This is a genomic window from Mesosutterella faecium (assembly GCF_022809315.2).
Classification (GTDB): domain Bacteria; phylum Pseudomonadota; class Gammaproteobacteria; order Burkholderiales; family Burkholderiaceae_F; genus Mesosutterella; species Mesosutterella faecium.
On sequence record NZ_JAKZJU020000003.1, the window covers coordinates 29658 to 40950 of the forward strand.

The 11293-nt window shown below is 52.0% G+C and carries 18 protein-coding genes; 17 read left to right on the forward strand and 1 reads right to left on the reverse strand.

All coding sequences use genetic code 11. The features are described from left to right. Positions 1-2: 2 nt before the first annotated feature. The 14 genes from MUN46_RS11670 to MUN46_RS11725 all read left to right on the forward strand — a co-directional run bounded on the left by MUN46_RS11670 (position 3) and on the right by MUN46_RS11725 (position 8519). Positions 3-371 (forward strand): SANT/Myb-like DNA-binding domain-containing protein, encoded by a 369-nt coding sequence (locus MUN46_RS11670; protein WP_243377353.1) that lies wholly within the window; start codon positions 3-5, stop codon positions 369-371. 52 nt (positions 372-423) lie between these two features. Further along, a complete protein-coding gene (locus MUN46_RS11675; RefSeq protein WP_243377352.1) occupies positions 424-1545 on the forward strand; it encodes a phage baseplate assembly protein in 1122 nt (373 codons plus the stop codon). Then, positions 1542-2075, forward strand: coding sequence for a phage baseplate assembly protein V (locus tag MUN46_RS11680; protein WP_243377351.1), 534 nt, complete (start codon positions 1542-1544; stop codon positions 2073-2075). The genes MUN46_RS11675 and MUN46_RS11680 overlap by 4 nt, the downstream gene beginning before the upstream one ends. A 7-nt stretch (positions 2076-2082) precedes the next feature. Beyond that, complete coding sequence (locus MUN46_RS11685) at positions 2083-2235, forward strand: hypothetical protein (RefSeq protein ID WP_022443418.1); 153 nt, start codon at positions 2083-2085, stop codon at positions 2233-2235. An 81-nt stretch (positions 2236-2316) separates the two neighbouring features. Next, positions 2317-2733: a phage GP46 family protein gene (locus MUN46_RS11690; RefSeq protein WP_285230511.1), complete on the forward strand. Its 417-nt coding sequence runs from the start codon at positions 2317-2319 to the stop codon at positions 2731-2733. After that, complete coding sequence (locus tag MUN46_RS11695) at positions 2730-3770, forward strand: baseplate J/gp47 family protein (RefSeq protein ID WP_243377349.1); 1041 nt, start codon at positions 2730-2732, stop codon at positions 3768-3770. The genes MUN46_RS11690 and MUN46_RS11695 overlap by 4 nt, the downstream gene beginning before the upstream one ends. After that, a complete protein-coding gene (locus MUN46_RS11700) occupies positions 3761-4384 on the forward strand; it encodes a YmfQ family protein (protein ID WP_285230512.1) in 624 nt (207 codons plus the stop codon). The genes MUN46_RS11695 and MUN46_RS11700 overlap by 10 nt, the downstream gene beginning before the upstream one ends. Next, positions 4384-5136 (forward strand): phage tail protein, encoded by a 753-nt coding sequence (locus tag MUN46_RS11705; RefSeq protein ID WP_243377348.1) that lies wholly within the window; start codon positions 4384-4386, stop codon positions 5134-5136. Before MUN46_RS11700 ends, MUN46_RS11705 begins: the two co-directional genes overlap by 1 nt. Before the next feature lie 77 nt (positions 5137-5213). Further along, positions 5214-5387: a hypothetical protein gene (locus MUN46_RS11710; RefSeq protein WP_022443423.1), complete on the forward strand. Its 174-nt coding sequence runs from the start codon at positions 5214-5216 to the stop codon at positions 5385-5387. An 8-nt stretch (positions 5388-5395) separates the two neighbouring features. Continuing rightward, positions 5396-6235, forward strand: a complete 840-nt coding sequence (locus tag MUN46_RS11715; RefSeq protein WP_243377347.1) for a hypothetical protein — start codon at positions 5396-5398, stop codon at positions 6233-6235. Next, a complete protein-coding gene (locus tag MUN46_RS11720; RefSeq protein ID WP_243377346.1) occupies positions 6232-6594 on the forward strand; it encodes a hyaluronate lyase N-terminal domain-containing protein in 363 nt (120 codons plus the stop codon). Before MUN46_RS11715 ends, MUN46_RS11720 begins: the two co-directional genes overlap by 4 nt. A gap of 8 nt (positions 6595-6602) precedes the next feature. Next, positions 6603-7118, forward strand: coding sequence for a hyaluronate lyase N-terminal domain-containing protein (locus MUN46_RS11830; RefSeq protein WP_422732577.1), 516 nt, complete (start codon positions 6603-6605; stop codon positions 7116-7118). A 9-nt stretch (positions 7119-7127) separates the two neighbouring features. Continuing rightward, positions 7128-7619, forward strand: coding sequence for a hyaluronate lyase N-terminal domain-containing protein (locus tag MUN46_RS11835; RefSeq protein ID WP_422732578.1), 492 nt, complete (start codon positions 7128-7130; stop codon positions 7617-7619). Between the two features lie 9 nt (positions 7620-7628). Next, positions 7629-8519 carry a hypothetical protein gene (locus MUN46_RS11725; protein WP_243377345.1) on the forward strand — a complete coding sequence of 297 codons (891 nt, stop codon included), beginning with the start codon at positions 7629-7631 and terminating at the stop codon, positions 8517-8519. A gap of 503 nt (positions 8520-9022) precedes the next feature. Here MUN46_RS11725 and MUN46_RS11730 read toward each other — a convergent pair. Beyond that, positions 9023-9172 (reverse strand): hypothetical protein, encoded by a 150-nt coding sequence (locus MUN46_RS11730; protein ID WP_285230513.1) that lies wholly within the window; start codon positions 9170-9172, stop codon positions 9023-9025. Positions 9173-9440: 268 nt separating this feature from the next. Between MUN46_RS11730 and MUN46_RS11735 the strand changes: the two genes are divergently transcribed. The 3 genes from MUN46_RS11735 to MUN46_RS11745 all read left to right on the forward strand — a co-directional run bounded on the left by MUN46_RS11735 (position 9441) and on the right by MUN46_RS11745 (position 11206). Beyond that, positions 9441-10679 carry a radical SAM/SPASM domain-containing protein gene (locus tag MUN46_RS11735; protein ID WP_243377344.1) on the forward strand — a complete coding sequence of 413 codons (1239 nt, stop codon included), beginning with the start codon at positions 9441-9443 and terminating at the stop codon, positions 10677-10679. Between the two features lie 110 nt (positions 10680-10789). Further along, positions 10790-10942, forward strand: a complete 153-nt coding sequence (locus MUN46_RS11740) for a hypothetical protein (RefSeq protein ID WP_243377343.1) — start codon at positions 10790-10792, stop codon at positions 10940-10942. 54 nt (positions 10943-10996) lie between these two features. Continuing rightward, entirely contained in the window at positions 10997-11206 is a 210-nt protein-coding gene (locus MUN46_RS11745) for a hypothetical protein (protein ID WP_237980357.1), read from the forward strand. The last annotated feature ends 87 nt before the right edge of the window (positions 11207-11293 follow it).

The window sequence follows — 11293 nt, forward strand, 5'->3', positions numbered from 1 at the left end:
CCATGAAAAAGATCCTTGCTGTTGTTGCTGCTGTGCTTGGTGTTTGCTTAAGCGTCAACGCATTTGCGTATCATCGTGTTGCAAAAGAATGGGTTGATGCAGAAGGAGTAAAGCATCAGGAACTTATCTTGGTTCCAGATCCTCCAGGAACAAAGTATGCCCCTTATAAATTGACGCGCGAGCAGGAGCTTAAAGCGGATTATGAGCGGAAATTAAAAGAAATACAGGAAGAGCAACGCTGGCGCGATGAACACAATAAGTTCGTAGAAAACGGAACAATAGGAAAATACACCAATTACTATAACCCTGTAACGAAGCAGAGTATTTTGGTAGATCCCAAAACCGGTACTATCAAAATAGATAAGCCTTAATGGGATTGGTTTAAATAGGAGCACCTCAAGAAATTGGGGTGCTTTTTTTTTTATGGCACCAGAAAACGAAGTCACACTATATATAAACGGTCGTAAATATATTGGCTGGCGGTCTGTTCAAATTGATGTCAGTGTGAATTCTTTAGTTCGCGTATGCGAACTTGGTGCGGCACGAACTTCCAATAGAACGAGTCTTTGCGATGGCATAGAAGAAGGCGCTGATGCTGTTGTTAAAATAGGTTCTGATACTGTTTTGACAGGATATGTCGTTAGCAAAAAAGTTAGCTATTCTGAAAACAGCACACAGATCCAAATAACGATTAAAAGTAAAACCGTTGATTTGGAAGAATGCATGATTCCGCCAAAAAAACCAAATCAATGGAAAAATGCGCGGATTTCTTCAGTAATAAAAACGGTGGCTGGGTATTACGGAATAGAAACAATTGATAATGGCTTAGCTAAAAACGCTCGGAATATTGATTTTTCTACCCACGAAACTATAGGCAAGGGGATCGTAAACCTGCTTAAAGCTGACAGCCTTCTTATAAATGATGATGAATTTGGTGATTTAGTTATATGCGATATTGGTCAAAATGGTGACGCTCATGACCAACTTATATATGGTAAAAATATTTTGAGTGGGTCAAGGGACCACGATATATCAAAGGTTTTCAAAACATATGTTGTTATTGGGCAAGGCACAGATCCGGAAAGTAAAAGCAAAAATCCGGCAAATTCTTTGTCTGAGCCTTCGGAAAATGCAGAGTTTCCTAGAAATAGGGTCTTGGTTACTGAACAATCAGGAAATAGAACAAGAAAAGAGCTTAAAACTAGAGCAGATAATTTAAAGTTCAATTCTGTAGGAAATGCGGATGTTTTAACCTATCAAGTGCAGGGTTGGCGGCAAAGCAACGGGGATTTGTGGAAACAAAACATGAATGTCGTAGTAAAAGACCCAATGCTTGACATTAGCCAAACGCTCTTTGTTTCAAAAATTAGCTATAAGCTTGATCAAGACGGATCTACGACAACGATGGTGCTGAAATCCCATTGGGCGTTTGCGGTGACGGATCTACCAGATGCCGAAAAAGGCAAAACGACCAAAAAAACTAAAACGAAGCAGGCCAAGAAAGGAACGACATTCCTTGCCAAAGCGGGGTCCGGCAAACTATGAGCAACGGTCTGATTGATCTGGTCACGAGAGGAGTGCTGCTGGCCAAGAACGCCGCCCGGAAGATGCGGACGGTGCAGGTGCAGCTCTTTGCCGATGACCTGCGGGACGATGTCGAGCATTTCGAACCGTACGGCTTCACATCCGAGGCTAAAACGGGGGCTGAAGTGCTTGCGGCCTCCCTGGCAGGCGACAGAGAGCACACGATCGCTTTCTGCATCACCGACCGGCGCTACCGCCCAACGGGACTCAAGGATGGCGAGGTCTGCGTTTTTGACGATCTGGGGCGAAAGGTCTACTTCTCTCGATCCGGGATCGTGGTCGAAGGCAAGGATTCGCCAGTGACAGTAAAGAGCTCTGGATCTGTGACGATTGACGCGCCCGAGACCACCATCACGGGAAAGCTGATCGTGAATGGGGACATTCAGGGCAAGGCCCAGATTTACGACTCGAAGGGCCGGATGCAGAGTATCAGGGACACCTACAACGGACATACGCATAACGGCGGCGTTAGCCCGGATCAAAAGATGTGAGGTGAAGATGATTGATTACGACAAACTGGCAGAAGATGAAGCGCAAAGACTTTTTATGAAGATTTTTGCCAAAGGCTTTGTGGCTGGTGGCGTGACGGTATTCATCTTTGTTGTTCTGCTTGTAGGCGTGATTTTTTGCGTTTCTTATTTCATGCGGTAAATCTGCGCTCTTTACCGCCGAGGAAAAGTAAAACCCAGTCAGACGGGCATCTGGCTGGGCTTTTTCGTGGAGCTTGATCAAATGATTCTGATGCTCAACGGCGTTGAGTCGACTTTGTCCGATTTTTGTGACGATGAGTTAAGACGGGCTGTGTACAACAGCCTTTTTTCATGGGCGCGGGCTTCGGATTCAGACGAGCTCCCTGGGGACTCGAAGCAGGGCTGGTGGGGTGATACCTACGCGGATGACACCGGCGATCAGTTCGGGTCGAAGCTTTGGCTGCTGGCCCGCTCGAAGGTGACTCAGGAGACGCTGCTTAAAGCGCAGGAATACGCCGCGGCGGCGCTGCAGTGGATGATCGATGACGGCATTGCCAAAAGCGTAGACGTTTCCGCAGAACGGGGAGGTGCCGACCAGCTGAATCTCACGGTCACGATTCAGAGGCCGAGCGATGCAGACCTTATCGGCATGAGGTTTCAAGACATTTGGAGCGAATGATGGCATTTGTTAGACCAACACTGCGGGAGCTGATTTCCCGCATCAGCTCGGGAATCCAGTCGCGCCTGAGCGTTCCGCAGGTGCGCAGAAGCAATGCGACTGTTTACAGCCGGGTGCTGGCAGGGGCGAGCCATGAGCTGCACGGCTTCATTGAGTACGTCTCCAAGCAGATTTTCGTCGACACGGCAGACTCCGAGCATCTCGACCGCCATGCTTCAATCTTCGGGATCACAAGGAAGGCCGCTTCGAAAGCCTCTGGAACAGTGAAATTCAGCTTTCAGGACGGCGTTGTGAACGTGCCTGTAGGGACCATTCTGCAGGGCGGAGACGAGCAGCAGTTCCAGGTGACTGTCGCTCCGGATTCGAGCGGCGTTGCGTCTGTTGAAGCTCTGGTGGCCGGCGAGGCGGGGAACATCGAATCGGGCGACACTCTCACGCTGATCTCTCCGATCGAAGGCGTGATGTCCGAGGCTGAGTCTCAGGGAATAGCGGGCGGAGCTGATGCAGAGGACGACGAAAGCCTGCGGGCCCGCGTGCTCGCAAGGCAGAGAGAAACGCCGCACGGCGGAACCTCATCCGACTATGTCCAGTGGGCGCTGGCCGTCCCGGGGGTGACTCGAGCCTGGTGCTATCCGCTTGAAAACGGGGACGGGACCGTTGTCGTGAGGTTTGTCTGCGACGATCTGGCTGACATTTCACCGACCACCGAAATGGTGAAGCAGGTCCAGGCCTACATCGACGAGAAGCGCCCGGTGACCGCCGATGTGACAGTCATGGGCCCGACGCTTAAGGCGGTCGACATCGAAATCAGCACGCTCACGCCGGACACGTCTGACGTCAGGGCGGCGGTCGAGGCCGAGCTTAAGGACCTCTTCATGAAGGAAAGCGAGCCCTCGAGAAGCATTTATCTGTCGCACATAAGAGCGGCCATCTCCGCAGCCGCGGGCGAAGTCGACCACACTCTTGTTTCCCCGACTTCCAATCCGACGGCGGGGACTAATGAGCTGCTCACCCTGGGGACGATCACATGGAACTGACGACGCAGGAAGAGTACTCCCGGATGCTGAAGCAGTTGCTTCCTCCTGGTCCAGCCTGGCCGAGGGGCGACGCCACATCCCTCATGGGCATGATGATCGAGGTTTGGGCCGAGGAGTTCAGCCGCGTTGATTCCCGAGTGCGGACGCTGATGCGAGAAGCCGACCCTCGCTTCGCGGTGGAGACGTTTGAGAACTGGCTGGACGACTGGGGATTGCCTGACGACTGCATTCGAGCCTGGTCCAGTGCCAATCAGACGACGCTGCGCACACTGCTCATGTACAAGATCAAGAACATCGGCAGGCAGGATCGGTCCTACTTTGTCGAGCTTGCAGAGATGTTCGGATACCGAATCGTCATCGATGAGTTCCGCCAGCACTCCGTGCAGTCAACCTCAATGGACGCTGTCTGCGGGGAGAACTGGCGGCACATCTGGCGGGTCGACGTAATGACAGGGGCCGGGTCGGTTATGGGGTACCACAACATGCTGGGGCCGGTGAACGAGGCGCTCGCCTGGTGGGGCGACCGACTTATTGAGTGCCTGATCAAGCGGTACAAGCCAGCTCATACCGACTTGTATTTCGGCTACTACAGCTTTGAAGGAGACAACGCGTAATGGACAGGATCTTTCTTTCCGGCGCCGTGCAGAACGAGCCCAACATTCCCGATGACGTCGACCCAGGGTATCCGACAGACGGTTCGTCCGGCGGCGGCATAGCGTCAACCGTTCCCGGGGCCATCTGGTACAACGCGGTCATGATGGAGCTGATCAACGCGATCAAAGGCGGTGGCGTTACCCCCGACAGGCATGACAATGCCCAGCTCGACGCGGCCATCAAGGCCCAGATCAAGACCGTGAATCAGGCTCTGTCAGACGCAGTGGCCCAGATTCAGGCCAAGGTGGCTCAGGTGGAAATCGTACCGGCAGGAGCCATTATGTTCTTTCCGACTTCTTCTTCTCCGAACGCGAACTGGCTGATTTGCAACGGCCAGGCGGTGAGCCGCTCGGCCTATGCGGGCCTGTTCTCCGCGATTGGGACCAAATATGGCTCGGGCAACGGGAGCACGACATTCAATTTGCCGTATCTGATCGACAAGACGGTGTGGGGCGGGCAGAGCAACGTTGGCGAGCAGAGAAGCGCCGGCCTTCCGAACATTACCGGCACCTTCCTGAACTGGACTCGTGGGAACGCCTCGGCAGACGGTTCTTTCTACGCGTCAGATGTCACAAGCCGTGGTCTGAAGGGCGGATCCGGCGGTGATGAGGGGCGGTATCACTTCGACGCCTCTCGCTCCAACGGGATTTATGGACGGTCAGGCACAGTGCAGCCTCCGGCTCTTGTTTTGCTCCCGTGCATTCATATTTAAGCTTTTAGTAGAAAGACAAGCCCCGCCCAGACGGCCATCTGAGCGGGGTTTTTGTTATCGAGAAGAAACGGTTCCCGATGAATGAAATTATACCCGTGCTGGCGGCACTTCTGCCGCTGAGAGAGGCCATGATGAAGCCAGACAAGGAACTTCCTGCTTATCTGCGAGTGTTGCGTTGGGGAGTGACGATCTTTGTTCTCGCTTACGGGATCCTGCTTATTGCCGAGAAGATGAAAAGCATTTTCTTTTAGAGGTAAAGATGAAGAGACTTTATTACTCAGACGCGTCTGACACGCCGCCTTCTCCGCCCAAGAATCCGATCACAACTCAATATCCGCAGGATGGAAACAGAGCGAAAAAGCAAATGCCGACAGTGATCGGGGCCTACTGGTATCACATGATCACCGAGGAATTCATGGCGGTGATCGAGCAGGCCGGGCTGGAGCCGTCGCTTACAAACCTGCATCAGCTGGCGGATGTCTTTGCTGACTTCAAGACGCGGGCCGCAGGGGCCGAGGCTTACAAAACAGCGGCTGAAGCGGCCGCGACCCGGGCTGAAACGGCCGCTAACGGCGTTGTCACCGAAACTGCTTCAAAGATTAAGGAAATTGACGCCGAGGGCGACAAGCAGGTTAAGGCTGTTCAGGACGCAGGATCAACCGTTTCTTCGGATATCGAGGCAGGTAAAACCGCCCTGCAGACCAAGCTCACAGAGCTGATTGCAAAGCTGGATACAGAGGGAGGAACCGAGGCCGCTTACGTGAAGCAGCAGGCGCAGGACATCCTCGATCAGATCACAACCTCTGAATCTAATGCCAAAACATACGCTGAGAATGCTGCGGCCAGCGCGTCCTCTGCTGCAACCACGGTTTCGGATGGAAAACAGGCGATAACAGATCTTCAAGCGGCTGCAACAGCGGCAGTACAGGCGCAGCAGACCACTTCTGTTAAAGCTGTGAGCGATGCTCAGAGCACCGCGCAAACCGCTGTTGCATCCGCTCAGTCCGCAGCTGTTTCTGCTGTCAAAGCTCAGGAAACGGCCAGCCTCCATACGATTGAAACAGAAATGGAAACAATTGATCTTGGAGGGCTGTCATGAAATCCAAGTATCTGCAGCTTCGCGGAGGGACGACGGATCAGAATGACGCTTTCACAGGAAAAAATCGGGAGCTTACGGTCGACACGGACGAGAAGCGCCTTCGGGTTCATGACGGCACAACGGCCGGCGGCCATCCCGTAGCGAAAGCGTCCGAGATTCCAACAAAGACAAGCGAGCTTGAGAACGATGCCTTCGAGACAAAGGCCATTCTCAGCAAGCTATCACAACTGACGGATGACGTGGGGTACTGGAAGAAGGCGAAGCTCACGAAGCTCTCTCAATTGGAGAATGACACGGGGTTCGTTGCCGGTCACTGCACCTACTGCACCTACTGTTCGTACTGCACAAACTGCACATGAGGTTTTAGATGTCTTTAAAGGAAATCTTGTGGAAGGGCGGAACTGCGGCCAAGAATGATGCCTACACCGGAGAGCCTGGTGAAATCACCATCGATACGGACAATCACCGCATCAGGGTGCATGACGGAGCGACCGCCGGAGGAACGGCTCTGGCCCTCAAGTCCGACCTGCCGACAAAGCTGTCCCAGCTGACTGACGATGTTGGAATGTGGGCAAAGGGCGCCCTGACAGCCCTGTCTCAGCTGACCGATGACGTTGGCTATTGGAAAAAGTCAGGTCTGACGAAAATCTCTCAGCTCACGAACGACAGCGGCTTTCAAACCGGGCACTGTTCGTATTGCTCTTACTGCTCGTACTGTTCACAGTGCAATAACTGCCTCAATTGCAACACGGTTCAATGTACGACCGTGAACTGCACAACCGTAAATTGCACAACCGTTAAGTGTTCTGTTTATACAGACTGCAGTTACTGCAGCAACTGTGATTGCAACTGTGATTGCAACTGCAATTGTTGTGACGCATAAGGGGCTGTTATGGTTAAGAAAATTCTTTTAAAGAGAGGAACGATCACAGCCACATCCGTCTACACGGGCAAATCCCGCGAAGTCACCGTCGACACAGACAAAAAAATCCTTGTTGTGCATGACGGAGTAACGGCGGGCGGAACAAGTCTTGCCAGGCTTTCAGAGTTGCCTACAAAACTATCTCAGCTGACAGAGGACAGCGGAATCTGGACAAAAAATGCTCTTACTCTTGCGAGCCTTACAGACGATGTTGGGTACTGGAAAAAGTCTGATCTAACAAAAGTCTCACAGCTCACTAACGACAACAAATACAAGACCGCGCACTGCTCCTATTGCAGCCATTGCACGTACTGCTCTAACTGCGGGCGCTGCAACAACGTTCACTGCAGCCAGGTTCAATGCGGTCAGGTTCAATGCAATCAGGTGCAGTGTTCGCAATGTTCAGGGCAATGCACAAACTGTAGCAATTGTAGTGGCAGCAGTGACTGCTGCGACAACTAGGGGGGATTTATGAAAAAAATAGCAGCGTGCGCCCTTGAAGACCACAATCATTTTGTCAATATTTTCGTTACTGACGAGGCCATGAGTGTTGCGCTATTTTCGCCGTATAGCGGGGACCAGGACGCGATCTCTTCTGACCAGTGCGGAACCTTTTTGAATCAGCACAACACATCCCCCTTCATGCTCAATAACGGAATCGTTGTGGCGGGAGCAGACCTCAAGGAAGGTCTGGCAGGTAAATTCATCTGCATTGGAAAAACTACGTATTTTTCCAGCCCTGTTGCCGCAAAAAATGCTTCTGTAGAGTGTTATGGGAGCGGGGAAATCACGGATCGTCGCTCCATGGCGTGGTTTGTAAAAAATGGATGGCTTTCTGCCCCGACCACTCGTAACCCGATGAGCTACTTCACGAAAGCAGGGACGATGCGCACTTTGCAGCTTGAACGCATGCAGCTTGCGGTACAGCTCATTATGCCGTTTGCCTCTGAGTCGGTGACGAGCGACTACAACAGCATTCAGTTCAACTACTCTCCCACATACGGGTATCGTTGCAACCTTCCTGTTGAAGAATTCACGCTTGAACAGCTCCAGAATCACGGGAACGGATGGTCTCCGAACCCGGTTTTGGCTCTTTCTGGTCCTGAATCGACCGAGGAAGACAAAGATGCGGAATTCTCTGTCTCCATGTCATGGGAAGACGGAACAGCAATTGAACACGATTCTGAAATTTATATTGATTCCACCGGTGGATACGTTCCTCTGCGCAGGCTTGAACTGAGCAATGGAGTGGGTAAATTCCGCATCCGGGCTCTGGGTCTCAAGGCAGGCGAGTCGTTCAAGGTGAAGGTGGGATGGCGGTATTTCACTGGTGCGGCTGAAAAGACGGTGCTCGTTGTATGATCCGGCGCCTGAATATCGTACTGGGTGCGGCATGCAATAGGCATTGCTCCTACTGTTGCCAGGCGGCTCCCGCAGACAGGTTGTCGTGCGGCAAAACAGACTGGTCGGATCTCAGAGAAAAGCTTCGCTTTTATAACGAGCGTGGCGCCTTCAGAAAGCTTGAGCGCATCAGTTTCTGGGGTGGAGAACCCATGCTTTATTGGGGCGTTGTTAAGGCGCTCTACCAGGTTCTGTGTGACGACGGCGTTTATCCAGAATCCATTTACCGTGTTGCTACAAACGGGGATCTTATAAACGAAGATTATGTGCAGTTCGCCAACAGCACCCCAGGGTGGCTGACAACGGTGAGTTGGCACGACGGTTCTATATCAGAGAGCCAGTGGTCAGTTCTGAGACGTCTTGCTAACTGCTTTATAACGGGTCTGGTCACTAGCCGGTGGAGAGATGAAATTCCTGCCATGAGAGATAAATATGAATCTCTTGGCCTGAGCCTGCCGGTACAGCTATGGCCAGTCCACCTTGTGGGCCAGTGCTCTGAGGATGACAAGCTCACCGCTAAAAGCGTTGATGATGCCCTTGAATACATTCGAATCCTTGTCGCCAACCCTCAGGACCGTTTTTCTGCGTTTCTTCGAAAAAGCATCATTGTCCATGCATCCAGGCGCGGGCGAGAGAGGCCTGATTGTGGGGACGAGTCGGTTCTAACAGTTGATTTACATGGCCGTGAATACCTATGTCAACACAATCCGGTGCCTGAGACATTGAGTTCTCATCGTCTAATGTCCGGAGCTGAAAACGTCAGAACTGGATGCCGCGAATGTGTTGCTTGGGACCATTGCGGAGGCGGATGTTTTCTTACTTCAAATCGAAAAGCAGAGTGCCGATTCTACCGGGGGTACGTTCGGCTAGGGAGATCTTTGAATGAAACTGCGTCTTAATGTTAGGGAGCGAGATGGATCGCGCCACGGGTGGGAATACGACAACGTGACGAACGAGCTGTGGCGAGAGGGCGAACTTCTTGATCTGTCGAAAGATGGGCGCTTATCACAGTATATGAGCGGCCAGACTCATAGAGGACAGGTTTTCTCCGACAGCAAGAGCAAGGATCTCTACGATCTGAGAATACAGTTAGGTCTCCGCTGCAACATGCATTGCCGTTATTGCGCGCAGTCGGATCGAGCTTTAGAGAAGGTGTGCTGGGGGCCCAAGGACGTACCCGCGTTCATCGCAAAACTCAAGGCCGGCAACGTCAATGTGACTGGCGTCATCGAACTCTGGGGTGGAGAGCCTTTTGTTTATTGGAAGACTATTAAAAATCTTGTCCCTCAGTTGCGCGAAATGTATCCCAACGTCCGGTTTGCCATGATCACAAATGGGACGCTTCTAACTGAAGACAAGATTTCATTCTGCGAGAAATATCGTATTGATCTTACATTTAGCCATGATGGACAGGGCTATCAGCTCCGCGGTGCGGATCCCCTGGACGATCCAAAAATGGTTGATCTGTGGAGGCTTGCGTTCTCAAAACTTCGCTGCAACATCAATTGCGTTCTATCCCCGGCAAATACAGATATAGAGCAGATCATTGAACACATTCATTCCCGACTCGGGGCTGTGCCTATCAACTTCGAAGGCATCATGACCCATGTAGGAGTGACAGATAAAGAATTGATGTTCTCAGACAAGCAGTTGCTCACGCTCCAAAAAAACATTTTTACAGCAATGACATCCGGACCGTGGGCTAAATTTCCGGCGCTGGAGCAGCAGTGCCGCAGCCTTATCCAGATGCTAGTGAATCGAAAGAGACTGAACCCGAGAGCAGTTAAGTGCTGCATGCATTCTCCTGATAATGCTGCAGTTAATCTCAACGGGGATGTACTTTCTTGCCACGATCATTGCACACCGGACAAGTTTGTCGGGAGGATAGAGGACCTGGAGGGCGTGGATATCTCTCGCTGTTTTAAACCATGGAGCGAGAGGCCGGAGTGCCGCAGATGCCTTGTGCTGTCCATGTGCCGCGGCGCATGCCCGCAGATCGAAGGGCTGGCGCGCACGCTCACCTGTAAGAATGAGTTCGCGTACAAGTTCGCAATCTTCCAGTCTGTGTTCTGGCTGCTGTTTGGCCTGACGCTCGAATCGTATGCGCCGGCGGAGGGCTGACCATGTGCACGACTCAGTCAAGATTTTTAGACAAGACGGCCGCCCGAATAGGCGGCTTTTTTAATTCCCCGAATCTAGCTAAGGGGGCTTTACCGATGGGAGTTGCTGGAATGGATTTTGCAGGACTGACGCTTGGCGAGCTGGTTCAGCTGCTGACTCTGATCTATACAGCGCTTCTCATCCTCGGGGCGATCCCGAAAGCGATAGCGGGCATCCAGGCGCTGAAGGATCGGTTTAGATCCAAGGGGAAGGAAGAAGAATAAAAGCAAACCCGGCGGGAGCTGGAACTCCGGCCGGGCACTAAATACACGACATAGATGGGTGGCATCTATATGGAAGATGATACCAAAGAAAGATTAGACAGGCTAGAGGCTTTTATGGATGAGCAAAGGTTGGAAAAAGTTCAGCAAGCCGCCATTGATAACTACAAAAAAGAGCGTTTCCATTATTGGAAAGAGAGAGTCTTAGTCGCTTGCGCTCTTATCGGAGGTGTTCTCGGCGTAATCGGGTTCGTCCGATCACTGTGAGGACTCAGGGAGCTTTTCTCATGAATCGCTATCAAATAGCAGCCATGACCGTATCAGCCGCCACGTTGGTAGGGATCGCCGGGTACG